The 23985-nt window shown below is 42.3% G+C and carries 20 protein-coding genes, 1 pseudogene and 1 other annotated feature; of the genes and pseudogenes, 11 read left to right on the forward strand and 10 right to left on the reverse strand.

Annotated features, from left to right (window positions below; genetic code table 11):
- Positions 1–129: 129 nt before the first annotated feature.
- Positions 130–2748: a type I DNA topoisomerase gene (gene topA / locus M5X66_RS08665; protein WP_270104018.1), complete on the reverse strand. Its 2619-nt coding sequence runs from the start codon at positions 2746–2748 to the stop codon at positions 130–132.
- Between the two features lie 287 nt (positions 2749–3035).
- Between topA and M5X66_RS08670 the strand changes: the two genes are divergently transcribed.
- Positions 3036–3293 carry a DUF2498 family protein gene (locus M5X66_RS08670; RefSeq protein WP_036956549.1) on the forward strand — a complete coding sequence of 86 codons (258 nt, stop codon included), beginning with the start codon at positions 3036–3038 and terminating at the stop codon, positions 3291–3293.
- Positions 3294–3387: 94 nt separating this feature from the next.
- Here M5X66_RS08670 and sohB read toward each other — a convergent pair whose 3' ends face one another.
- Positions 3388–4434, reverse strand: a complete 1047-nt coding sequence (gene sohB, locus M5X66_RS08675) for a protease SohB (RefSeq protein ID WP_036956548.1) — start codon at positions 4432–4434, stop codon at positions 3388–3390.
- A gap of 178 nt (positions 4435–4612) precedes the next feature.
- Here sohB and M5X66_RS08680 point away from each other — a divergent pair, with 178 nt between their 5' ends.
- A complete protein-coding gene (locus tag M5X66_RS08680) occupies positions 4613–5374 on the forward strand; it encodes a YciK family oxidoreductase (RefSeq protein WP_036956547.1) in 762 nt (253 codons plus the stop codon).
- Between the two features lie 23 nt (positions 5375–5397).
- Positions 5398–5988, forward strand: coding sequence for a cob(I)yrinic acid a,c-diamide adenosyltransferase (gene cobO / locus M5X66_RS08685; RefSeq protein ID WP_036956545.1), 591 nt, complete (start codon positions 5398–5400; stop codon positions 5986–5988).
- A 32-nt stretch (positions 5989–6020) separates the two neighbouring features.
- Here the strand turns inward: cobO and M5X66_RS08690 are convergent, their stop codons facing one another.
- The 4 genes from M5X66_RS08690 to rnm all read right to left on the reverse strand — a co-directional run bounded on the left by M5X66_RS08690 (position 6021) and on the right by rnm (position 10208).
- Positions 6021–6917 carry a hypothetical protein gene (locus M5X66_RS08690; protein WP_230082527.1) on the reverse strand — a complete coding sequence of 299 codons (897 nt, stop codon included), beginning with the start codon at positions 6915–6917 and terminating at the stop codon, positions 6021–6023.
- Positions 6918–7366: 449 nt separating this feature from the next.
- Entirely contained in the window at positions 7367–8284 is a 918-nt protein-coding gene (gene rluB / locus M5X66_RS08695) for a 23S rRNA pseudouridine(2605) synthase RluB (protein ID WP_036956541.1), read from the reverse strand.
- 196 nt (positions 8285–8480) lie between these two features.
- Entirely contained in the window at positions 8481–9101 is a 621-nt protein-coding gene (locus tag M5X66_RS08700) for an L-threonylcarbamoyladenylate synthase (protein WP_036956539.1), read from the reverse strand.
- A gap of 240 nt (positions 9102–9341) precedes the next feature.
- Positions 9342–10208 (reverse strand): RNase RNM, encoded by an 867-nt coding sequence (gene rnm, locus M5X66_RS08705; RefSeq protein ID WP_270104019.1) that lies wholly within the window; start codon positions 10206–10208, stop codon positions 9342–9344.
- 188 nt (positions 10209–10396) lie between these two features.
- Positions 10397–10498, forward strand: a sequence feature (Trp leader region).
- 26 nt (positions 10499–10524) lie between these two features.
- On the opposite strand from rnm, the gene M5X66_RS08710 reads away from it, so the two are divergent.
- The 5 genes and pseudogenes from M5X66_RS08710 to trpA all read left to right on the forward strand — a co-directional run bounded on the left by M5X66_RS08710 (position 10525) and on the right by trpA (position 17158).
- Entirely contained in the window at positions 10525–12099 is a 1575-nt protein-coding gene (locus M5X66_RS08710; RefSeq protein ID WP_270104020.1) for an anthranilate synthase component 1, read from the forward strand.
- A pseudogene (trpD, locus tag M5X66_RS08715) lies at positions 12099–13729 on the forward strand (bifunctional anthranilate synthase glutamate amidotransferase component TrpG/anthranilate phosphoribosyltransferase TrpD). The gene M5X66_RS08710 and the pseudogene trpD overlap by 1 nt, the downstream one beginning before the upstream one ends.
- Position 13730: 1 nt before the next feature.
- Entirely contained in the window at positions 13731–15107 is a 1377-nt protein-coding gene (trpCF, locus tag M5X66_RS08720) for a bifunctional indole-3-glycerol-phosphate synthase TrpC/phosphoribosylanthranilate isomerase TrpF (protein ID WP_270104021.1), read from the forward strand.
- A 54-nt stretch (positions 15108–15161) separates the two neighbouring features.
- Positions 15162–16352: a tryptophan synthase subunit beta gene (gene trpB / locus M5X66_RS08725; protein WP_270104022.1), complete on the forward strand. Its 1191-nt coding sequence runs from the start codon at positions 15162–15164 to the stop codon at positions 16350–16352.
- Positions 16352–17158, forward strand: a complete 807-nt coding sequence (trpA, locus tag M5X66_RS08730) for a tryptophan synthase subunit alpha (RefSeq protein ID WP_036956532.1) — start codon at positions 16352–16354, stop codon at positions 17156–17158. Before trpB ends, trpA begins: the two co-directional genes overlap by 1 nt.
- A 397-nt stretch (positions 17159–17555) precedes the next feature.
- Here the strand turns inward: trpA and ompW are convergent, their stop codons facing one another.
- Positions 17556–18203: an outer membrane protein OmpW gene (gene ompW, locus M5X66_RS08735; protein WP_036956531.1), complete on the reverse strand. Its 648-nt coding sequence runs from the start codon at positions 18201–18203 to the stop codon at positions 17556–17558.
- Between the two features lie 407 nt (positions 18204–18610).
- Between ompW and M5X66_RS08740 the strand changes: the two genes are divergently transcribed.
- Positions 18611–19366 (forward strand): YciC family protein, encoded by a 756-nt coding sequence (locus M5X66_RS08740; RefSeq protein ID WP_036956530.1) that lies wholly within the window; start codon positions 18611–18613, stop codon positions 19364–19366.
- A gap of 75 nt (positions 19367–19441) precedes the next feature.
- Here the strand turns inward: M5X66_RS08740 and M5X66_RS08745 are convergent, their stop codons facing one another.
- Positions 19442–21196: a SulP family inorganic anion transporter gene (locus tag M5X66_RS08745; RefSeq protein ID WP_154599227.1), complete on the reverse strand. Its 1755-nt coding sequence runs from the start codon at positions 21194–21196 to the stop codon at positions 19442–19444.
- Positions 21197–21464: 268 nt separating this feature from the next.
- Between M5X66_RS08745 and M5X66_RS08750 the strand changes: the two genes are divergently transcribed.
- On the forward strand, positions 21465–22025 hold the full coding sequence (locus tag M5X66_RS08750) for a septation protein A (RefSeq protein ID WP_108478077.1): 561 nt from the start codon (positions 21465–21467) through the stop codon (positions 22023–22025).
- Positions 22026–22214: 189 nt separating this feature from the next.
- Entirely contained in the window at positions 22215–22640 is a 426-nt protein-coding gene (yciA, locus tag M5X66_RS08755) for an acyl-CoA thioester hydrolase YciA (RefSeq protein ID WP_270104023.1), read from the forward strand.
- Positions 22641–22703: 63 nt separating this feature from the next.
- Here the strand turns inward: yciA and M5X66_RS08760 are convergent, their stop codons facing one another.
- Positions 22704–23441, reverse strand: a complete 738-nt coding sequence (locus tag M5X66_RS08760; RefSeq protein WP_036956526.1) for a TonB family protein — start codon at positions 23439–23441, stop codon at positions 22704–22706.
- A gap of 124 nt (positions 23442–23565) precedes the next feature.
- Positions 23566–23739: a YciY family protein gene (locus M5X66_RS08765; protein ID WP_132496008.1), complete on the reverse strand. Its 174-nt coding sequence runs from the start codon at positions 23737–23739 to the stop codon at positions 23566–23568.
- Positions 23740–23985: the final 246 nt, after the last annotated feature.

The following is a 23985-nucleotide window of genomic DNA, read 5'->3' on the forward strand; positions in this document are numbered from 1 at the left end:
TTTATTCAAAATAATTTGTGCTGTAGCAAGGCAGCAATCGAGCTAATCCCTAGGAGCATACACAAGTATGTGACTAGGGTTAGCGAGTGCAGCCAACGCCGCTACGGTGCAAAGTATGAAGAATAAAAACTATTCTTTGGGTTTCCATTGCCCATCAACATAAAAAGCACTCCACCCCGTCGCTTTACCATCTTTCTCGGACGAAACATATTGCTGTTTTGTCTTGCGGCTAAAACGAACCACTGTTGGGTTGCCCTCTTCGTCTTGTGCTGGTGCTTCCGCTAAGTACGCCAATTTTGCCGGTAATCTGTCTTTAAATCGTTGTAGTTCTGCCACTAATGGCGCACGTGTTTCCCTTGATTTCGGGAAGGTGTTTGCGGCAAGGAATACGCCAGCTGCACCATCACGTAACACAAAATAAGCATCCGATTTTTCACACGGTAATTCTGGTAGTGGTACTGGGTCTTCTTTCGGTGGTGCAATTTCACCACTTTTTAAGATCTTGCGGGTATTTTTACACTCTTCGTTGGTGCAACCCATGTATTTCCCAAAACGTCCCATTTTCAGGTGCATTTCAGAACCACATTTATCACACTCAATCACCGGACCATCGTAACCCTTGATGCGGAACTCGCCTTCTTCGATTTCATAGCCTTCACATGCTGGATTGTTACCACACACATGTAATTTACGACCATTATCAATCAGGTAGCTGTCCATCGCAGTGCCACATTTTGGACAACGACGTTTTGCTCTTAAGGCGTTAGTTTCTGCATCGTCATCTTCGAGGATGTTCAATACTTCATCTTCAGGGATCAGATTGATGGTTTTCTTGCAGCGCTCTTTTGGTGGCAGTGCATAGCCCGAGCAGCCTAAGAATACCCCAGTGGATGCGGTACGAATTCCCATATGACGTTCACAGTCAGGACAGATAATCGAGGTGATCACCATTGGGTTGGTACGCATACCGCCTTCTTCCGGATCTTTTTCTGCAACATCAAGCTGTTTGCTGAAATCGGAGAAAAATTCATCCAACACCGCTTTCCACTCTGCTTCATGATTCGCAACGTGGTCCAGCTGGTTTTCCATGCGAGCAGTGAAGTCGTAGTTCATCAGGTCGTTGAAGTTTTCTTCTAAACGGTCTGTAACGATTTCACCCATTTTTTCCGCATAGAAACGGCGGTTTTCCACTTTAACGTAGCCACGATCTTGGATCGTTGAAATGATTGCCGCATACGTTGATGGGCGACCAATACCACGTTTTTCTAATTCTTTAACCAAAGAAGCTTCACTAAAACGCGCTGGTGGCTTAGTAAAGTGCTGGCTTGGTAGTAATTCCAGCAATGATAATTCAGCACCCACTTGAATCGCAGGTAATGTTTTATCTTCGTCATTTTTACGCAGTGCTGGCATGACTCTTGTCCAACCATCAAAACGTAACGTACGACCTTTGGCTTTTAATTCGAAATCTCCCGCTTTCACCGTTAATGTGGTGGAGTCGTATTTTGCTGGTGTCATTTGACACGCAACAAATTGATTCCAAATTAACTGGTAGAGGCGCTTAGCGTCGTTTTCCATGTCTTTCAGTGAATCAGGTAATACATCAACACTGGATGGGCGAATAGCTTCGTGCGCTTCTTGGGAGTTATCTTTACTGGTGTAAACGTTGGCATCTTTTGGTAAATACTGTGCGCCAAAGTTATCAGAAATATAACCACGAACCATGTTCACTGCATCTTGGCTCAAGTTCGTTGAGTCCGTACGCATATAAGTGATGTAACCCGCTTCATATAAGCGCTGAGCCATCATCATGGTTTTCTTCACACCAAAACTTAAGCGAGTGCTCGCCGCTTGTTGGAGTGTCGACGTGATAAACGGTGCGCTTGGTTTACTGGACGTTGGTTTATCTTCACGATCAATCACTTGATAACGTGCATTTTCCAGTAATTTAACCGCAGCTTCCGTTTGGACTTTATTGACAGGTTTAAAAGCTTTTCCCGCTTGGGAAGTCACTTCTAAACGCAAGTTAACGGCGTTTTTATCCGCTAAATCCGCATGGAGTTCCCAATATTCTTCAGGAACAAACGCTTTAATTTCACGTTCACGCTCAACGATAAGTCTTACTGCGACGGACTGTACGCGTCCAGCAGATAATCCGCGCGCCACTTTTTTCCATAATAATGGAGAGACCATATACCCAACAACACGGTCCATAAAGCGACGAGCTTGCTGAGCATTAACACGGTCGATATTCAATTCGCCAGGGCTTTCAAATGCTTGAGTAATTGCATTTTTAGTGATTTCGTTAAACACCACTCGGCTAAAACGAGAATCATCACCACCGATCACTTCGCGTAAATGCCACGCAATAGCTTCCCCTTCGCGGTCAAGGTCCGTCGCGAGGTAGACGTGGTCAGCATCTTCGGCTAACGCTTTTAATTCAGAAACCACTTTTTCCTTACCCGGCAGAATTTGATAATTCGCTTTCCAACCATGATAAGGGTCGATCCCCATGCGTTTAACTAACGCTTCTTGCGGATCCTTTTTAACTTTCTTTGTTTTGTCGGTCTTTGCTTTATCGGTAGATGAGCCTGTACTCTTTGGTGAGCCGGATTGTGAACCAGAGCCGCTTTTCGGCAGATCACGAATGTGACCAACGCTGCTTTTTACAACGTAGCCACTGCCAAGATACTTATTGATCGTTTTGGCTTTTGCCGGGGACTCCACTATAACAAGAGCTTTACCCATATTTACCTTTACCTACTATCAACGAAGGCGCATTTTTCTATTCAAATGCGCAAAATGAGAATCTCTTTTTTATATTGCGACAGAATCACAATATATCAATATTTTTTCGCACAATAATTTGTAACGAAACGAATTTTATCCATCAGTCACATTATTTTGTAAAGCATACAAATTGCTCTAGTTGACTGATTTTAACCACATAATGCAGTTTAGCCGCATTGAAAAACACACACTGTACCTGATAAAATGCTAGAAGCAACCAATTATTTTTTCAAGAGAGGCATTCTATGAACAATGAGATTCAAACTATTTCAAAGCAAGAACTGCTTGAAAAAGCCAACGAAATCATCAAAAACCACGATGAGTACCTTGATGGCATGTTCGTGGATAATGTCGAGCAACATCGTGGTGTTTTAGTTTTTAAAGGCGAGTTCTTCCTTGATGAAAACGGAATACCATCCTTAAAAAGTCCAGCGGCTTTTAATATGTATAAGCATTTGGCGCACCTCTTTTCTGATAAGTACCGACTGCAAGAATCAGAATAGACATAAAAAAATACCGGCTTTTATCGCCGGTATTTTTAAGGGTAGTCCAACTTAAATATTGTGTCATGAATATTCAGTGAACATTATGGCTTTTTTATAAAAGCGGCTTTTGTCCACGCTGCCACCAGCGTAATAATAGCTTATCCGCACTCTCTGCCGCGCTACTGGTAAAACGCTCGACCATTTTCTTGCTCATCACAAAACGGATGCTGATAATCTCTTTGGTTTCGATTGCGTTAATGATCAAATCATCGCTAACACCAATTTGGTCAACGAGCCCTTTCTCTAGCGCTTGCGTTCCATACCAATACTCGCCTGTTGCCACCGCTGCAATATCAAGGGATGGGCGATTTTGATGAACAAAATCTTTAAATAGTTCGTGAGTTGAATTCAGATCTTCAACAAATTTCTTACGCCCCTGCTCTGTATTTTCACCGAGCATTGTCAGTGTACGTTTATATTCCCCTGCGGTGTGCAACTCCACATCCACATCGTGCTTTTTCAATAATCGGTGAATATTTGGAACCTGAGCGACAACACCAATAGAGCCTATAATAGAAAACGGTGCCGCAACGATTTTATTCGCAATACACGCCATCATATAACCGCCGCTTGCCGCAACCTTATCAACTGCAATTGTTAGCGGAATATTTTTCTCTTTCAATCGCATCAACTGAGAAGCGGCTAAGCCATAGCCATGGACTAAACCACCTGGGCTTTCTAAACGTAATAAAACTTCATCTTGCTGATCTGCAACTGCAAGAATTGCACTGATTTCCTCACGTAAAGAGCTGACTTCACGCGCATCCATACTGCCTTTAAAGTCTAAGACATATAAGCAAGGCTTTTTGACGGCGGTTTGCCCCATTTTCGCCCCAGCCTTTTCATTTTTAGACTTGGCTTTTTCCTGCTTTTTAAATGCCTTTGACCACGCTTTTTGCTCAGAATCATTCATTTTGATCTGCTGCATTTGACGTTGGCGTTCACGGTAACTTTCGCCTAGGTCAGTAATTTTTAACGCGCCTTTACTTCCTTGACGTCTCATACCTACGCCAAATACAAATACTGCAATCACAGCAATCGCGACCACAATGGTAACCACTTTTGCTAAAAACAGTCCATACAAAGAGAAATACTCCACAAGTTGATCCTTCTAATATTTAACGCTAATAAAAAAATGATCGCATGATTGTTCATAAACAACCAGTAAAAAAACTGTTATCAATAACCACAGACATGAAACAAATGTGGTAAATTGCCCTCCCGTGCAATCTACGCGATGATAACCTTCAACGCGGCTCAAGACGATAGGAAAAATTATGCTTCATTATCAGCCTAGACAAGATCTTTTAAATGGTAAAACTATCTTAATTACCGGTGCTACTGACGGGATTGGTCAAGAAGCAGCATTAACGTATGCACGCTTTGGCGCCTCCATCATTTTATTAGGCCGTAACTCGCAAAAATTAGAGGCGGTTAAACAACAAATTATTAATTCTACCGGTGCATCCGTAGAAACCTATGTGATTGATTTACTGACTGCAACAGAGGCAACTTGCCAAGCTATCGCTGACGATATTGCCAAACAACACCCTTACTTGGATGGCGTATTACATAGCGCAGGTTTGCTAGGAAATATCGCACCAATCAGTGAACAACCGACTCAGCTCTGGCATGACGTCATGCAAGTTAACGTCAATGCCGGCTTTATGCTCACACAAGCATTACTTCCTTTATTAGAAAAAGCCCCACACGCATCGCTGATTTTCACCAGTTCAAGTGTCGGTAAACAAGGACGCGCTAATTGGGGCGTTTATGCCGTTTCAAAATTTGCGACTGAAGGTTTAATGCAAGTCTTAGCCGATGAGTATCAAGGCACTGGATTACGTATTAACTGTATTAACCCTGGGCGCACTCGTACCGCTATGCGTGCAGGTGCGGCACCCGGTGAAGATCCAATGACCCTAAAAACACCTGCCGATATCATGCCGACTTATCTATACTTAATGGGTGATGATAGCGCCGAGCAAACAGGAACCAGCGTAGACGCTCAGCCTAATTTAAAACCGATTAAAGCTTAAACTCGACCGAAACGGAGCAAGCTATGAGCCAAGACCGACACGAAGAACGCCAACAACGTTTAAAGCAAAAAGTGGATGAGCGAATTGAAGCAGCCCAGCTGGAGCGCGGGATCCTGATTGTCTTCACTGGCAATGGAAAAGGAAAAACGACGGCAGCATTTGGCACCGCTTGTCGTGCTGTCGGTCATGGCAAAAAAGTAGCCGTTGTCCAGTTTATTAAAGGTGGCTGGGATAATGGCGAACGCAATCTTTTAGAGCCTCACGGCGTCCCCTTTTATGTGATGTCCACCGGGTTTACTTGGGAAACGCAAAACAAGCAGACTGACACACAAGCTTGCCTTGAAACTTGGCAACATGCAGTGGAATTATTGCAAGACCCTCAATATGACTTGGTGATCCTCGACGAGCTGACCTACATGATCAGTTACCATTATCTTCCTCTTGCTGAAGTAATGAATGCATTAAGTTGCCGTCCTGAAAATCAATCCGTCATTATTACAGGTCGTGGGTGCCACCGTGATCTATTAGAGTTTGCTGATACGGTGACAGAAATGCGCCCTGTTAAACATGCTTTTGATGCAGGGATCAAAGCGCAAAAAGGAATTGACTGGTAGCCTTTGGTAACATGCGAGTTAGCTGCCACCAGCTATTTCGGTGTTACATCCAGTTTTAAAACCCCAGCACTAAAAATGGCGGCAGTTTGTGATAAGAATTGCAAATATTTTTGTCGCTCCTCAAGGCAATTATCCCCTGTCTCCCATTGGCTATAGCGCTCCGCCATATTCGATACGGCTACATGGTATTGATTATAAAAGTTCTGTTTTTTTTCTGGGTCAGCGGATCCTCGATACGCTTGAATCAGCGTATTCACCTTCACCGCATACTGCTGAATTTGCTGATCTTCAAAAGCAGGGAGTGTGACTGGATAGTCAAATGTTAAACTTACCGTATTGTTTTGCACTGGCTCATTTTGACGCACAACCAGTTGTGTCATTTGTTTATCATCCGACGAAATCGCCGTAATGAGTTCTGAATAAGAAAAACATTTTGTTTTTATTTTGCTGACTGTTGTTAGCGAATTTAATTCATCAGGGATCCGCGTTCCGACCGGGTAATCACAGTTGAATACGTTATTATCAATAATGATATCATCACTACTCTCAACTCTTCCTTTCACTTGGTAATCACCAACAGTTAATTCCTGTATAGTTTGATTATGAACAGAAGGAATTCCATTATTACCGTATACAAAGCTGTAAGAATAATAAAGATGCTTTTGAGGATTTAATATCCCTCCTTTATTACCTGGGTAAATCATAAAATAAATGTGCTGACCTTCTTCGGTTGTCATGGAATGTAATCCCTGCTTTAAATACAGACTACCCACTGATGCTTTCGGGATCACCATCAGTTTATTATCAATAAAGAAAGAATAATTTTCCGATGAGTCATTACTAAAAAAGAACCGCCCACTTTCAGATATATGTGGTTGATAAACATCACAACTTGTTATGCTGAAACTCAATAGTGCTATATATTTCATCGACTTTGCACATAACATAAACATTAAAACCTTTTATTTTTTCATTATGATAAAAATAGTTTAGATAGAAGAGTTGTACAATATAAAAGCCTCATAATGTGACAGATACCTTATAAACTCCATATTGGCGTATTTTAAGTTTTAAATATCTAAATAACAAAGAAATAAAAGTAATAAGTGGAATAATACAACCTTTTTTAACTTTATCATTTTCTAGTCAAAAAAAGACACCTAGTAAATAATAATTTAAGATTGGGATAACTTATTTATATTATTCGAAAATAAAATTCCGAATGAATCGATTTTTAGAAAAATCAAAGTTGAATGAATTATTGAAATGACCAAACAGAATGACAGAACATTTCGCTATTCTATTAAATTGAAATAAAAAAAGGCTATGGTAATTACCATAACCTTCATTTTAAATCATTCGAATAACGTTAAAACGATTAGATTCGAGTGCGGCGCTTAGCCGTTGGGCGTGAAGTTTGGCGTTTCGCTGCTGGGCGAGATGCCACTTGAGTGTGACGTTTCACCGCACGGCGAATTTGGTTAGCTTTGATGCGGCGCTGATCGCGCTCAACAGACACTTTACTTTCTGTTTCAACATCCAGTTCAACTAACTCTCTTAAATAGTTAGTTTGCTCTAAACCTAATTCAGTCCAACCTCCACGTGGTAAACCTTTTGGTAAATCAATATCTCCGTAGCGAACACGGATCAGGCGGCTCACTTGCACACCAACAGATTCCCATAAACGACGAACTTCACGGTTACGACCTTCGGTTAAAGTGACGTTATACCATTGGTTCATCCCTTCACCACCGCGATACGACACAGTCTTAAAGGATGCTGGACCATCTTCTAATTGCACGCCAGTGGTTAACTGACGAATTTTTGCATCCGTGATTTCACCAAATACACGTACTGCGTATTCGCGTTCCACTTCACGGCTTGGGTGCATTAAGCGGTTAGCTAATTCACCATCGGTTGTGAATAACAATAAACCACTGGTGTTCACATCTAGACGCCCTACAGCAATCCAACGAGCCCCAGTCAGTTTTGGTAAACGGTTAAATACCGTTGGACGACCTTCAGGATCATGGCGCGTGCACAATTCCCCTTCCGGTTTGTAGTATGCCATCACGCGGCAAATTTCTTTTTCTGGCTCTTTTATCGCTAAGACACGACCATCAAGACGAATTTTTGTGGAGGCTTTGACTTCAACACGATCACCCAATGTTGCCATTTTGCCATCAACACTAATACGGCCTTCTTTCAATAGGCCTTCGATTTCTCGGCGGGAACCATGCCCTGAACGGGCAAGAATTTTTTGTAGCTTTTCAGTTTGTTGCGGTTTAGAACTCATGAGATCCTCAGCTGTCGCCTTCACAGGCGTCAAATAGCTTCTTGCGCTATTAAAACAAGCCTCGCTCAATTAACAAGTCTTGTGTCATCGGCAAAAAGTGATGAATTTGAAAACCTGCGCATTATACACAGGTTTATTGTGATCCCCTATGACTAATCGTCTTCCCTGAAAGAATGAATTTTCAAGGAAGATTGCCTTATTCAAATGGGGTTGGGTCGCCAGTTCCGACACGAGCGACAACTGGAGTGTCATCAGTAAAATCAATTACCGTGGTTGGTTTTTGCCCGATGTAACCACCGTGGATCACTAAATCCACTTGTTTATCCAGTAAATCGCGGATTTCTTCTGGATCTGATTGAGTAAAATCATCGCCCGGTAAAATCAAACTGGTGGACATAAGTGGCTCCCCCACGGCTTCCAGTAAATCGCGGGCAATTGGGTTTGATGGTACACGTAACCCAATAGTTTTACGCTTTTCGTTCATCAAACGACGAGGCACTTCTTTGGTGGCTTTTAAAATAAAGGTGTAATTACCCGGCGTATTGTTTTTGATTAAACGAAATACGGTGTTATCCACATGGGCATAATTTGAGATTTCGGATAGATCACGGCACATCAAGGTAAAGTTATGGTTCGCATCCAATTTTCGGATACGACAAATACGCTCTAGGGCATTTTTATCTTCTAAACGACAACCAATGGCATAACCTGAATCTGTCGGGTAGACGACAACACCGCCTTTATTCAGGATCTCAACACTTTGGCTAATTAGCCTTGCCTGAGGGTTGTCCGGATGGATATAAAAAAACTGGCTCATAGTGACCTCTATAGTTGAGTATCGACAGCATCATCCGGTGAACGACCTAAAAATGGCACTATCTATCTATTCTTACAAAACAAAACGGCGCTTACAAAACAAAACGGTCACAGTAATATCTTTATCAAATAATATTGTGACTCAACAAAATAATTCATATACAGACTATTTTACACCCAAACCGTGATCCATCAACGAATTAGGTAATATTCTTACAAACTAAGAGGTTTTAGCTTTCTATCAATTCACTTTATCCCAGAGGGTCCAAACCGCTTGCTCATCATCAGGAAGCCATAAATTCCGCCCTAACTCAATCCACGAACAAGGGCGATGGAAATCTGACCCAACAGAAGTTTTCAAGTTAGCCTCTTGTGCCAACTCTCCTAAAAATCGCTTCTCATTTGCCGGCTGCTGGCAATGAGAAATTTCCATCGCATCCCCTTGGCAAGCTTTAAAGTGATCGATCAGGCGTCTTAGCCATTTATTCGATAATTGATATTTTGATGGATGCGCCAGCACCGCGACACCGCCAGATTGATGAATAGCATCCACAGCTTCTTGAATGCTGCACCACTGCGCGGGCACATAGCCGGTTTTCCCTTTCGCCAGATAGCGCTTAAACACATTATTGATGGTTTTCTCTTTGCCAATTTTGACAATGTACTGTGCAAAATGCGCGCGAGTAACCTGGCCGCCACCTGAAATCGCTTGGGCATTTTCCCACGCATCCTCAATCCCTGCCTTTTGCAAGCGACGACCTATCTCAATCCCACGGTCTAGGCGGCGTTGTGATTGCTGCGAGAGTAACGTTTCCATCGTAGGATGGCTCGGTGAAAAATTCAGCCCAACAATATGAATTTCAATATTTTCCCACAGGGTGGATATTTCAACCCCGTTAACTAATGTTAATGGACGTGGATTGTCAGCAAGATACGCTTTGGCAGCAATTAAGCCATCACAAGTATCATGATCCGTAATTGATAAAATATTCACACCCATTGCTATCGCACGTTCGACTAACTCAGCGGGAGACAATTCTCCATCTGATGCATTCGTATGGCTATGTAAGTCATAGCGAGTCACTATTGGCGTCGAATCTTGCGACATATTGTTACCTTCTCCCTTTTCGACTTAACGAAAATTAAAAATAAATACAAACAGCTATTGACATCAATCGCGCAATCCAGTTTACTAGTACGCAAGATTTGTTGTATTCAAAAGAATTAGTATGCAAAAGCATTTAAAACTTAATTTGTTTATCCAGTGAGGCATGTATGACTGTTTTCAATTTATCAAATCGTTGGTGGCGCGACTTCCCAAATTGGGCGGAAGCCGCACGCGCATGAATTGTTAATGCCTCAGTGCCGAACCCGCCCTCAACCAGCGGGTTTTTTTACGTCTAAAATTAGCTTAAGGCAGCAAAATGAACAAACAAAACACCACATTAGCACATTTTAATCATCTGGATAGCCCAATTAACTATCAACCGGATCCTACGTTGTTATTTAATCACCTGTGCCAGAATAAAGCCGCTACCATGCTGCTAGAGTCGGCTGAAGTCAACAACAAAGCCAATTTACAAAGCTTATTAATCATCGACAGTGCATTACGCATCCGTGCATTTGGTCAACGAGTTGAAATTGAAGCGTTAACTGAAAATGGTCAAGCTCTATTACCTTTAATTAATTTACAATTAGCCGAGAAAGCGATTTCTCGCGATTTAACCGCAAACCATCTGACCGTCATCTTTGCTCAACCAGAAAGCCAATTAGATGAAGATAGCCGTTTAAAAAGTGCTTCATGCTTGGATGTATTACGCGCATTGCCAGCAATTGCACAAGCCCATTTCCCAAGACCAGAAATCCTGTTTATGGGCGGATTATTCTCCTATGACTTAGTGGCAAATTTTGAAGCATTACCGGAAGTGACTGCCACAAACCAATGCCCAGATTTCTGCTTTTTCGTTGCAGAACACTATTTAGTGATAGACCATCAAAACCAAGCAGCGCGTTTAAAAAGCCTGTTATTTACCGCAGACACCCACATTGTTGCGCAAGTACAGCAGCGTCACAGCGAAATTATCGTTGCGTGCCGCCCTTACTTACCAGCATTACCTCTGGGTGAACAAGACAACTTCAGCGTTACTATCAATAAAAATGATGAAGAATATGGACGTGTCGTCAATACCTTAAAAGAAGCTATCTACCGCGGTGATATTTTCCAAATCGTCCCATCACGCAAATTCAGTATGCCATGTGCTCAACCGCTGATTGCCTATCAAAAACTTAAGGCGCAAAACCCAAGTCCGTACATGTTCTATATGCAAGACAATGATTTTACCCTGTTTGGCGCTTCACCAGAGAGCGCCTTGAAATACAGCAAACAAACTCGCGTGGTGGAAATCTACCCAATTGCAGGTACCCGCCCTCGTGGACGCAATGCGCAAGGAAACATCGACTTAGATTTAGATAGTCGCATTGAATTGGCCATGCGTACCGATGAAAAAGAGCTGGCAGAACACATTATGTTAGTAGACTTAGCACGTAATGATTTAGCGCGAATTTGTGAAGCAGGCAGCCGCTATGTTGCCAACCTGACAAAAGTTGACCGCTACTCTTTTGTCATGCACTTAGTTTCCCATGTTGTGGGAACTTTACGCAGCGATTTAGATGTTTTCCATGCGTATCAAGCATGTATGAATATGGGGACATTAACAGGCGCGCCGAAAGTCAAAGCGATGCAACTGATCGCGGAATGTGAAAAAGAGCGCAGAGGCTCCTACGGCGGCGCAGTGGGTTACTTTAATGGTAAAGGCGACTTTGATACCTGCATCGTTATTCGTTCTGCATATGTCGAAAACGGCATTGCTACCGTTCAAGCTGGCGGCGGCGTTGTCCTCGACTCATCTCCACAAGGTGAAGCCGACGAAACTCGTAATAAAGCCCGCGCAGTGATCCGCGCTATTGCCCAAGCCCACCAAGTTGAGGAGTTATTTTAATGGCTAATATCTTACTACTCGATAACGTCGACTCCTTCACCTACAACTTGGTCGACCAATTACGCGCCAGCGGTCATCACGTAGTGATCTACCGCAACACCGTTAATGCGGCACATGTTTTATCCGTACTGAATCAGCTCGATGATGCGATTTTAGTCCTTTCACCGGGTCCAGGAAAGCCAAGTGACGCGGGCTGTATGCCGGAAGTACTTAAATCAGTAATAGGCACCATTCCAGTGATTGGCATCTGCTTAGGGCATCAAGCCATCGTTGAAGCTTATGGTGGAACAGTTTCCCCTGCGGGTGAAATTTTACATGGCAAAGCATCAATGGCAACCCACGATGAACAAGCTATGTTTGCAGGCTTAGAAAACCCTATTTCAGTGGCACGTTATCACTCTTTAGTGGGTAGCCAAATCCCTGAATCATTAACGATTTGCGCACAATCCAATGGCATGGTCATGGCGGTACGCAATGATGAACAGCGAGTGTGTGGATTCCAGTTTCACCCCGAATCCATCTTAACCACCCAAGGAAAATTGTTGTTAGAAAATACGGTGGCATGGGCGCTTTCTTCCCCCAACAAAACAACATCACATTCGCACTAATGGGACACAGAGAGCCAATCATGCAAAACATTTACGATAAATTATTTAAAGCGCAAGCGTTAACTCAACAAGAGAGCCAATATTTATTTAACGCAATTATTCAAGGTGAACTCACTGAGCCCCAACTTGCTGCCGTCTTGATCAGCATGAAAATGCGTGGCGAACAACCACAAGAAATTGCCGGTGCTGCATTGGCATGCTTAGAAAATGCCCAACCTTTCCCACGCCCTGACTATCAATTCAGTGATATTGTCGGCACAGGAGGAGATGGTGCAAACAGTATTAATATCTCCACTGCCAGCGCATTTGTGGCGGCAGAATGTGGGATAAAAGTCGCAAAACATGGCAACCGCAGCGTTTCCAGCCGCTCAGGCTCATCGGACTTGCTCGCCGCCTTTGGCATTGCCTTAGATTTAAGCGCTCAAAGCGCCCGCGATGCATTAGACGAGTTAGGCTTATGTTTCTTATTTGCGCCGCAATATCACAGTGGATTCCGCCATGCCGCCCCGGTACGTAGTCAATTAAAAACCCGTACTTTATTTAATGTACTGGGTCCATTAATTAACCCAGCTCGCCCACCGTTAGCCTTAGTGGGCGTCTATCAGGATTCATTGGTTGAACCGGTAGCAAAAACCATGCAAATGCTTGGGTTTACCCGTGCAGCTGTGGTACATAGTGGAGGGATGGATGAAGTTTCACTTCATGCACCAACCCATGTTGCCGAATTAAAAAATGGTGAAATTCAGCAATATACTCTGACAGCTGAAGATTTTGGCTTAGCGCCTTATCAATTGAAAGATTTGGAAGGCGGCACCCCAGATGAAAACCGTTTTCTGCTGACGCAATTATTACAAGGTCATGGTCAAGCGGCTCATGAGGCGGCTGTCGCCGCAAACGTCGCCATGTTGTTACGTATTAATGGTTACGAAGATTTAAAAGAAAACAGCGAGCACGCACTCAATATTATTCGTAGCGGCAAAGCATTTGACCGCGTTCTGGCACTAGCTGCAAGGGAGCACTAAGATGAAAGGCACGGTATTACAAAAGATTGTAGATGATAAATTTGCCTATTTAGCGGAGCGCAAACAACGTCAACCGCTGGCAAGTTTTCAATCTGAAGTGCAACCTGCGCAACGAAATTTTTACTCAGCTCTACAAGCGAAGCGCCCAGTATTTATTTTAGAGTGCAAAAAAGCCTCTCCATCGAAGGGGCTTATCCGTGAAGATTTCGACCCCGCGGTGATTGCGGGCATGTATGCCCCTTATGCTTCTGCAATTTCAGTCTTGACTGACGAAAAATATTTCCAAGGTAAGATGGATTACCTGACGATTGTTAGCAACACAGTGAAACAACCTGTTCTGTGCAAAGATTTTATCGTTGATCCTTATCAGATTTACCTTGCTCGCTATTACCAAGCGGATGCTATTTTACTCATGCTGTCCGTATTGAATGATGAACAATATCTTGCCCTTGCCGATGTAGCACACCAACTGAACATGGGCGTTCTCACTGAGGTAAGCAACGATGAAGAACTGGAACGTGCGATAACATTGAAAGCTAAAGTGGTTGGGATCAACAACCGCGACCTACGCGATATGTCTATCGATTTAAATAGTACGCGTCAACTCGCGCCGCGTTTACCGGCAGGAACCGTGGTGATCAGCGAGTCAGGTATTCTTCAACATCAACATATTCAAAGCCTTGCGGATGTCGCTAACGGCTTCCTAATTGGTAGCGCCTTGATGGAGCAAGAGGACTTACCAAAAGCACTGCGTAACCTGCTGATTGGTGAGCATAAAGTGTGTGGCTTAACCCGTGAGCAAGATGCTAAAGCCGCATTTGCTGCAGGCGCCAATTTTGGTGGACTGATTTTTGCTGAAAAATCCCCTCGTAAAGTGACGCTGTCACAAGCAAAGCAGATTATTCATGCTGCACCACTTAGATTTGTGGGGGTTTTCCATAATCAATCCGCGGATTTTGTGGCGCATATTGCCCAACAATTGGCGTTACATGCGGTTCAGCTCCACGGTGATGAAGATAATACCTACATGGCACAATTACGTGAAATGCTGCCAGCACATTGCCATATTTGGAAAGCGCTGAATATGGCTGATAGTCAAATCGCCGATTATGACCCTACGTTAATTGATTTGCTGCTATTAGATAACGGCGCTGGCGGTACAGGAAAAACCTTTGATTGGTCATCAATACCAACAAATAGCGGTCACAAGCTAATGGTGGCTGGTGGGCTTACCCTTGAAAACTGCCAACAAGCCGCGCAACTCGTCTGCAATGGGCTTGATTTTAACTCTGGCATTGAAATCGAACCGGGTATTAAATCCGAACAAAAATTAAACCAAGTCTTTGATGCATTGAAATCAGCCCGCATGGCGATTTAGCTCAAAGCCATATTAATCATACTGAACATATAAACTTAAAATGGATAATAAATAATGAGCAAATTAGATCCCTATTTCGGTGAGTTTGGTGGGCAATATGTCCCAGAAATTTTGATCCCAGCATTGAACCAGCTAGAAGATGCCTTTATTGACGCACAAAATGATCCTGCGTTCTTAACGGAATTCCATGATCTACTTAAAAATTATGCAGGTCGTCCAACCGCATTAACCCTGTGCCGCAACCTGACGGCGGGTACCAAAACGAAGCTTTATTTAAAGCGCGAAGATTTACTCCACGGTGGCGCGCACAAAACCAACCAGGTGTTGGGTCAAGCATTGCTCGCCAAACGTATGGGTAAAAATGAAATTATCGCTGAAACTGGCGCGGGTCAGCATGGTGTTGCTACCGCCCTTGCTTGCGCCTTATTAAATATGAAGTGCCGCATCTACATGGGTGCAAAAGACGTTGAGCGTCAATCTCCAAACGTGTTTCGTATGAAGCTAATGGGCGCCGAAGTGATCCCTGTACATAGCGGCTCTGCAACCTTAAAAGATGCTTGTAATGAAGCGCTAAGAGACTGGTCTGGCAGTTATGAAACCGCACACTATTTATTAGGGACTGCGGCAGGCCCTCACCCATATCCGACTATTGTACGTGAATTTCAACGCATGATCGGTGATGAAGCAAAACAGCAAATTTTAGATAAAGAAGGTCGCCTACCGGATGCGGTGATCGCCTGTATCGGTGGTGGTTCCAACGCTATCGGTCTGTTCGCTTCGTTTATTCCTGAAGAAAACGTCGGGTTAATTGGTGTTGAGCCTGCCGGTCACGGTATTGAATCAGGGCAACATGGTGCACCGTTAAAACATGGTCGTATTGGGATTTATTTCGGTATGAAATCCCCTATGATGCAAACCTCTGAAGGGCAGATTGAAGAATCTTACTCCATTTCAGCAGGGTTAGATTTCCCATCAGTGGGGCCTCAACATGCGCACTTAAACAGTATTGGTCGTGCTGAATATGTTTCGATTACCGATGATGAAGCGCTAAACGCCTTTAAATTGCTGTCACGCAAAGAAGGGATTATTCCTGCATTAGAGTCATCTCATGCATTAGCGTATGCCCTCAAAATGGCAGAGCAAAATCCAAATAAAGAGCAGTTGTTAATTGTCAATTTATCCGGTCGTGGTGATAAAGACATTTTTACGGTACATGATATTTTGACCAGCAAAGGGGAAATCTAATGACGCGTTATACTCAACTTTTTCAGCGTTTAAACCAACAAAACCAAGGCGCTTTTGTTCCCTTTGTCACGTTAGGTGACCCTGATGCCGAGCTTTCTTTAAAAATTGTCGATGCATTAATTGCAGGAGGTGCGGATGCCTTAGAAATTGGCATCCCCTTCTCTGACCCTTTAGCGGATGGTCCCACAATTCAAAATGCCAATTTACGTGCCTTTAAAAGCGAGATCACACCGACGTTATGCTTCGAGTTATTAGCGCGTATTCGAGCCAAACACCCCGATATGCCGATAGGGTTATTGGTTTATGCTAATTTAGTTTTCACCAATGGGATCGACTATTTTTATCAACGTTGCCAACAAGCTGGCGTAGATTCCGTTTTAGTTGCCGATGTGCCAATGCGTGAATCAAAGCCGTTCCGTGAATCAGCCATCACCCACGGCATCGCCCCAATCTTTATTTGTCCACCAAATGGGGATGACGCACTGCTAAAAGAGATTGGAGAACATAGCCAAGGTTATACGTATTTACTCTCTCGCGCAGGCGTCACTGGTACAGAGCAGCGAGCGCAAATGCCATTAACTCATTTAGTGAGCAAATTAACCCAATATGGCGCAGCACCTGCACTTCAAGGATTTGGTATTTCGGAGCCTGCTCAAGTGACTGAAGCGATTCGTAATGGCGCTGCGGGGGCAATATCGGGTTCTGCTGTGGTAAAAATCATTGAAAATAACCTACAACAACCACAAGAAATGCTCAGTAAATTAACGACGTTTGTGGCAAATATGAAAGCCGCCACACAAAAATAGTACCTTAATTTATTTTCTTCATTGTGTCAGAAAGCCATCAATAATTTGATGGCTTTTTTCATTTCAAATAGCCGTTAATGCATTCAATGGTTTCTGTCAAATTTCCACTTTGCGGATAATATTTAAAATATATTAGGTAAAGTTACTCAGACTAATTTAGTTTAAATATCCATCTTGATATTTAATTATAAAATTAAATTTTCACTCTGATTATTGGCCTTTTTTGATATTGTGAATTTAATGTTAAATAAAATATAAGTGATTTAACATTGAGTTCTCTGCTTATTATATTCTTTATTCTCTAAAAACGAAAAATCCGGGAATAAATTCCCGGATTTCTTTACTGCTTTCTAATCCATTAGCGAGCAAGAATAAACTTGCCGAAGTCCTTAAGAAATTAGAAGCGGTAACCCACACCAAACATAAATACAAATGGGTCTAAACGTGTATCAACTTTAACGCGGTCTTCACCAGCTTTGAATTTAACGTCAGTGTCAATATTCATCCACCAAACAGAGGCGTTTAACATCCAGTTTTCATCAAGCATGTAATCCATACCTGCTTGCGCTGCAAAGCCCCAAGAGCTTGACAGGTCTAGGTCAGACAGACCTGCTTCTTTACCAGTACTATTAAATTTCTCATCAAAGAAGAACGTATAGTTCAGACCTGCACCTAAATAAGGACGCAGTTTATCTTCTTTGCCACCGAAGTAATATTGAGCCATCAGAGTTGGTGGTAAGTGTTTAACTGTTGCGATATTTCCTGTTGGACCAGTACCAACTTTATGCTCAAAAGGAGTCGCTGCTAATAATTCCACACCAATATTATCGGTGATCATATAACCGAAAGTTAAACCTAATTGGGTATTATTATTTGCATCAAAATGACCTAAATTCGCATTGCCCAGTTTAACATCGTCCCCGCCAACATTTGGTCTTACAGTAGCTGTACCTGCACGGAATAAAAAGTCGCCAGCTTCATGAGCAAATGAAGCCGCTGGAGCTAAAGTTGCAGCAGCCAATACAAGCGCAGTGAGTTTTTTCATTGTCAATCCCATTCCTATGTTTATTATTTAGCAAAAATATAGCCTATTCTTAAATTTAATATTCAAATCAAGATCACATCTTTTGCTAATTTATATATTTCTTAATAAAGCTGAGTTTATTATTCCATTACTGGTTTTTTCTATTTTGATTTGAATCAATTTTCATGAAATAACTATTAAAATAAAAAATGATTTTATATTAATGGCTAATTAAATCACGATTTAAATATATATTTAAAATACACCTTTAAGATTATTCTTTATTAATAGTGATACACTCATTTATGGTGTAGCACACTTATTTAGGCTAACTCCCAGACTTTTCTTATCTTTCTCTACCTATACGTCCGATACTCAGTTACAATCACCGTCAAATTTTTATTCCGTTTGTAGATAGGAGCAGTTACATGTCCATTTCGGCCAACTCACTCTTTCGTGACAGCATCAACTTTTTTAAAAACCAGTTGAATGGCCTCTTCACCATTGTGTTAATCGCCACCGCAATCAGCGTGATTGTCTACGCAATGTTAATTCCTAATGAACGGATGATTGGCGTGTTACTTGAAGCGCAGAACCAGCTACTTGATGCGGGCAATGCTGGGTTACAGAATTGGGTACTGAACTTACCTGAAGATGAGAAAAACAGCATTCTACGTGTGTCTATGGGCTTGATTTTATCCGTCGCATTGGGAAGCTTGGTCCTGATGTGCGGCGTGCTCTCTTATATCGCCAATTTATCTCGCGGTGAAGCCGTGAACGGGACTCAGGCATTAGTTTCATCATTACCTAAAGCCCCTGCGATGTTCCTGCTGCTGATTATCTGTTCCCTATTAATTCAGCTTGGTATCACCTTGATGGTACTTCCTGGTCTGATTTTGGCGATTGGCTTTTCTCTTGCCCCTGCCATTTTAATGAATGAAAAAGTGAATCCGTTTAATGCCATGGGCAAAAGCTGGAAGTTGGCATTTGCCAATTGGCGTATCGCTGCCCCAATGATTTTAATTTGGATGGCAACGCAAATGTTAGTCAGCATGCTGTTAAGCAGCCTGCAACTAAATCACATTGTGGTCAATGGTATTTCATTCCTGATCAACAACATGATTGCCGCTTTTGCCTTAATTTACTTTTTCCGTTTATATATGCTGAGCAGCAAAAACGCATAAATAGAAACAGATTTAATGATCAAAAAGGGCGTCTCTTCAAAGTGACGCCCTTTTGTTTTTCATCCTATCATACCATTACTCTGACAACTTACTATTGACGGTTCCTTCCTCGCTCTCCTTGCGTTCTTCAACACTTTTTTGCTGAATATGCTGCTTACTCTGGATCAAGCGGATAGCGAAATAGATATCTGGCACCACCAGTAAATCATCATCAGAACGACTAATTTTATTTTGTGATAACCAACGGTTTAGAGATGTCCGTCGTCCTGCTAGCACCAGCGTGACCCCTTTCGCTTTTAATGACGTCACGAGCTCGTTAAGTGCCGAAAATACACTCACATCGTTATGGGTAAAGCTGACCGCTGCATCGACAATGACCCACGCCGGACGTTTACGTTCGCTATCTATATGCTTATTTAACCGATCTTTAAAATAGTTCACATTGAAATAGGTCAGCGGTGAGTTAAAACGATAAATCAGCACGCCTTCAACCGCCTGAATATCATTATCCGGGTTCATTGAGTGCAACATACCCTGCTCGTCAACACCCAATAACTGATCTGTCGGGCGGAATATCACCCGCAAAAATTGCAGCAAACCTAACAACACGGCAAAGCCCACTCCGCTGATCAAGCCGACCACTAACACCGCACATAAAGTAAAAACGCATAAGAAAAAAGCTTGTCGGTTACGTTTACGCATGGCATAAATGCTGCGAAAGCTGATCAGTGAAAATGTTGAGACCACCAGCACCATACCTAATGCGGGCATCGGAATATAACCCAGCAGATCTATTGAAAATAGCAATACCACCAAAATAGTGAGCGCAGCAATGACCGATACCATCTGTGTTTTACCGCCCATCATATCGTTCACAGCAGTTCGGCTACTGGCCGCACTCACAGCAAACCCTTGAGATAATGCAGAAGCGATATTCGCCATGCCTAAGGCTCGTAGCTCTTGATCAGCATCCACGGTATAACCATTTTTGCTAGCAAAGCTCCGCGCCGTCATCATAAAGCTCACAAAGCTGATGACTGCCAAGTTTAAGGATGGCGTCACCAAATCCCGCAATAAGCCGGGGTTAAAATCAGGAGCCGCTATCGAGGGTAACCCATTACCAAGATTACCGACGGTGCTAATGCCATATTGCTCAAGATTGAAAACAATGCTGGCGCTCGTTGCCAAGACCATCGCAATTAACAGTGATGGCCACTTACTGCGTATCCGTTTGATAACCATCGTCACAGTAAGTGTTAACACCGCCACCGCTAATGTCGGAATATGGGTTTCAGGTAGCGCAAGCGGTAATGCCACTAAACGCTCAATAAACCCGGAAGGAAGGGAATCAATACCGAAAATTTTACCTAGTTGACTGACAATAATAGTTAGTGCGACCCCATTTAATAACCCTTGTAAAATCGGCCCTGATAAAAAATCCGCAAACATCCCCAGACGAAAACGTGCCGCAATCAAGCACCATATTCCCGTCATTAAACTCATTACAATAATTAATTGCCAACGGGTATTCTCATCCCCCATCGCCAAGGGCGCAACGGCAGCGGCGATCACCGCACAAGTTGCCGCATCCGGTCCAATGATTAATTGTTTAGAGGTTCCAAACAATGCATACATCAGCATTGGTAAAATACAAGCATATAGCCCGACAATGGCATTGATCCCCATGAGTTCAGCATAAGCAATTGCCACAGGCAGCGCCACGGCGGCGACCGACAACCCCGCTTTCACATCCGGTCCCAAGTTCGCCAACTGATATTGGCTAAAGGTTTGTAAACCGGGCATCAGATTAAATAATCGCGCCTTTATCATGGGAAAAAATCTCTAAAAATTAATCAGTTAATTTCTTGTGTAGACTATTTATATCCGAACTATTAAAGTTTATCTAGGACTAAGTCAAATAAGGGTAAAATAGTGCAAATTTGATTGGTTTGCAGGCTTAACTCTTGGTAAAAAAGAGCAAACTTTTAACAATCTGCGCAAAATCAGTTAAACTACGCCACTATGTTTAAGTTGACTCCGTTTGAATTGACTATATTTAAGCTGACTATATTCACGTTAAGGATCTGAATCCACTGTTATGAAACAACTTATTGATTTTATTCCTTTGGTTATCTTTTTTCTCTTTTATAAGCAATACGACATTTATGTTGCTAGTCAGTCATTACTGATAACCACCCCAATTTCCTTACTGGTCACTTACTTCATTTATAAAAAAGTGGAAAGAGTGGCAAAAATCACCTGTGCGATTGTGATGGTATTTGCAGGGTTAACGGTGTTATTTCACAGCGCTGACTTTATCAAATGGAAAGTCACCATTATTTATGCTCTGTTTGGTATTGCTCTATTTGCGAGCCAATGGTTTACAGAAAAACCGCTCATCCAAAGAATGCTGGGTAGCAATCAAGAAATTAAATTAGCGGATAGCTATTGGTTAAAATTAAATACCGCTTGGGGTATTTTCTTTATTGCTTGCGCTGTTATTAATATTTACGTGGCATATTGGATGGCTGAGAGTGTTTGGGTCAACTTTAAAGTGTTTGGATTGACGGCTGGCACCTTAATTTTCACGATCCTTAGCGTGGTATATATTTTCAAACACATGACTAAAGAACCTCAGGCGGAAAAGCCAAAAGAGTAATTTATTTCTTCGAAATATTATGATGATAAATAAGCTGCGCACTTTCGCAGCTTTTTTATGCCTATCACAGTGATTTGTTACAATTATCTGTGACTGGATGTACTCTAGCGGTTTACTATACTTATGTTTGTTTGCTATAAATGAGCAACAAAATCATAGTGTTTAATTCCTTTTAATAAAGAGTTTGATATGCAATTACCTAACGGTGAACTCGTTTTACGTACTTTGGCAATGCCTTCAGATACCAATGCGAATGGCGATATTTTTGGTGGCTGGCTAATGTCTCAAATGGATATTGGCGGCGCGATTTTAGCAAAAGAAATTGCTCTGGGTCGCGTAGTAACAGTGGCAGTCAATGGCATAAAATTTCAAAAATCAGTTGCTGTTGGTGATGTTGTTTGTTGTTATGCTCGCTGCTTAAAAACAGGGAAAAGCTCCGTCACTATCAATATTGAAGTGTGGGTGAAAAAAGTGGCAACCCATCCTGTAGGTCAGCGTTATCAAGCTACTGACGCGGTATTTACTTATGTGGCGGTCAATGATGACAATACGCCCCGTGCATTACCTGAAGATAAGCAACACTTCGAATTAGAAAGTTCGCAGCCTCAAGCTTAATCATTCATATACAGTAAGGGCGCTTCATAAGCGCCCTTTTTTGATCCCGATATTTCCTAGCATTTAAGCTTGGCTGACTGTGCCATCTACTTTGAAGTAAATTTCAGTGGTATAACCTTTCGCTGGTAGCTTTTCATATTTCCAACGGTTCATTGCACGCTTCACATCGCGCTCAAACATCCCTTTAGGTGAAGCTTCAACAAACTCAATATTTTGCACTCGCCCATCTTCATCGATGTCATAACGTACTTTCACATAACCATTTTTTCCTAAGCGACGAGCGCGGTCTGGATATTCAGGCGCTTGTTTACTTAATGCTTTTGGACCACGCTGACCAGTGGATTGGTTAGATGCTGTTGCATTATTTTTGACGTTAGTATCAGTTCCGCGCGTGTTGGTGACTTCTTTTGGCGTAGTATCTGTATTTGTGGATGGCGTTTTGTTCATCGCCAGTTGTTTTTCAACAGGTTTAACTGGCTCCTGAACTTTTTTCGGCTCTTTTTTAGGTTCTTTTTTCGGTTCAGGTTTCTTTTTTACTTCTGGTTTTTTCTGCGGTAAGACTATCGCTGGTTCAACAATAGGCTCGGGTTCAATGATAGGTTCAGGTTCAACCACAGGCTCTGGCTCTGCCTGTGTTTCAGCTGGTGGAGTGGCTGCTGGTTCAGCAAAAGAAAGCATTGCTATCGAGATTGGCTCCTCAGGTTGAGGAAATTTCGGTTGATTAAAAATCCATGCCATTGCCAAGCCCGCATGAATTGATAATGAAACAGCAATGATCACTAACAGTCTGATACCACGCATATGCAATTTTTACCCTACACCGTTTACTTATTGAATATGGCTAATAGTTTAAATGCAAATAGCAATCATATTCAATAAGGTTTAGCGAACAAAGTTAAAAATGTGAGTATAAACGTGAATACCCTTACTCAATCCACTGTGTAAATAACAGGGAATGACGGCGTTTATAGATGTCCATTTTGCGGAGCGAATAAATGTGCATATTGCGGCGAGAGTGTCTTTCTAACCAACGGCGACGGCGGCGAACGACTTGTCTTAGCATTCTCCAGCGACCCACTTCTTGCCTACTGCGTCTCATCTTTTTAATCCTTATCAGGTGTATGTTCGTAACAGCGAAATATTATATGCCTTTGCTCACGAGAACCAAGTGGAAGTTATCAAAGTGTTGATGAAATTTACCCCGTAAAAGAGAGGTAGATTCATTGAATTTGTCATTAATAGCACTTTTATCTATTTAACTCAGTTTTTATTCAGAACTTTTACTAAATTCTGGTATGTTTATTCTTAGTCTATATTTAATAAGACATATTTTCTTTTTTCGACT

This window comes from Providencia sp. PROV188, from assembly GCF_027595165.1.
GTDB classification, from domain to species: domain Bacteria; phylum Pseudomonadota; class Gammaproteobacteria; order Enterobacterales; family Enterobacteriaceae; genus Providencia; species Providencia lanzhouensis.

Bases quoted from the DNA above. Each gene is read 5' to 3' on its own strand.
- topA (WP_270104018.1), bottom strand. From the start codon at position 2,748: ATGGGTAAAGCTCTTGTTATAGTGGAGTCCCCGGCAAAAGCCAAAACG.
- M5X66_RS08670 (WP_036956549.1), top strand. From the start codon at position 3,036: ATGAACAATGAGATTCAAACTATTTCAAAGCAAGAACTGCTTGAAAAA.
- M5X66_RS08680 (WP_036956547.1), top strand. From the start codon at position 4,613: ATGCTTCATTATCAGCCTAGACAAGATCTTTTAAATGGTAAAACTATC.
- cobO (WP_036956545.1), top strand. From the start codon at position 5,398: ATGAGCCAAGACCGACACGAAGAACGCCAACAACGTTTAAAGCAAAAA.
- M5X66_RS08690 (WP_230082527.1), bottom strand. From the start codon at position 6,917: ATGAAATATATAGCACTATTGAGTTTCAGCATAACAAGTTGTGATGTT.
- rluB (WP_036956541.1), bottom strand. From the start codon at position 8,284: ATGAGTTCTAAACCGCAACAAACTGAAAAGCTACAAAAAATTCTTGCC.
- M5X66_RS08700 (WP_036956539.1), bottom strand. From the start codon at position 9,101: ATGAGCCAGTTTTTTTATATCCATCCGGACAACCCTCAGGCAAGGCTA.
- rnm (WP_270104019.1), bottom strand. From the start codon at position 10,208: ATGTCGCAAGATTCGACGCCAATAGTGACTCGCTATGACTTACATAGC.
- M5X66_RS08710 (WP_270104020.1), top strand. From the start codon at position 10,525: ATGAACAAACAAAACACCACATTAGCACATTTTAATCATCTGGATAGC.
- trpCF (WP_270104021.1), top strand. From the start codon at position 13,731: ATGAAAGGCACGGTATTACAAAAGATTGTAGATGATAAATTTGCCTAT.
- trpB (WP_270104022.1), top strand. From the start codon at position 15,162: ATGAGCAAATTAGATCCCTATTTCGGTGAGTTTGGTGGGCAATATGTC.
- trpA (WP_036956532.1), top strand. From the start codon at position 16,352: ATGACGCGTTATACTCAACTTTTTCAGCGTTTAAACCAACAAAACCAA.
- ompW (WP_036956531.1), bottom strand. From the start codon at position 18,203: ATGAAAAAACTCACTGCGCTTGTATTGGCTGCTGCAACTTTAGCTCCA.
- M5X66_RS08740 (WP_036956530.1), top strand. From the start codon at position 18,611: ATGTCCATTTCGGCCAACTCACTCTTTCGTGACAGCATCAACTTTTTT.
- M5X66_RS08745 (WP_154599227.1), bottom strand. From the start codon at position 21,196: ATGATAAAGGCGCGATTATTTAATCTGATGCCCGGTTTACAAACCTTT.
- M5X66_RS08750 (WP_108478077.1), top strand. From the start codon at position 21,465: ATGAAACAACTTATTGATTTTATTCCTTTGGTTATCTTTTTTCTCTTT.
- yciA (WP_270104023.1), top strand. From the start codon at position 22,215: ATGCAATTACCTAACGGTGAACTCGTTTTACGTACTTTGGCAATGCCT.
- M5X66_RS08760 (WP_036956526.1), bottom strand. From the start codon at position 23,441: ATGCGTGGTATCAGACTGTTAGTGATCATTGCTGTTTCATTATCAATT.
- M5X66_RS08765 (WP_132496008.1), bottom strand. From the start codon at position 23,739: ATGAGACGCAGTAGGCAAGAAGTGGGTCGCTGGAGAATGCTAAGACAA.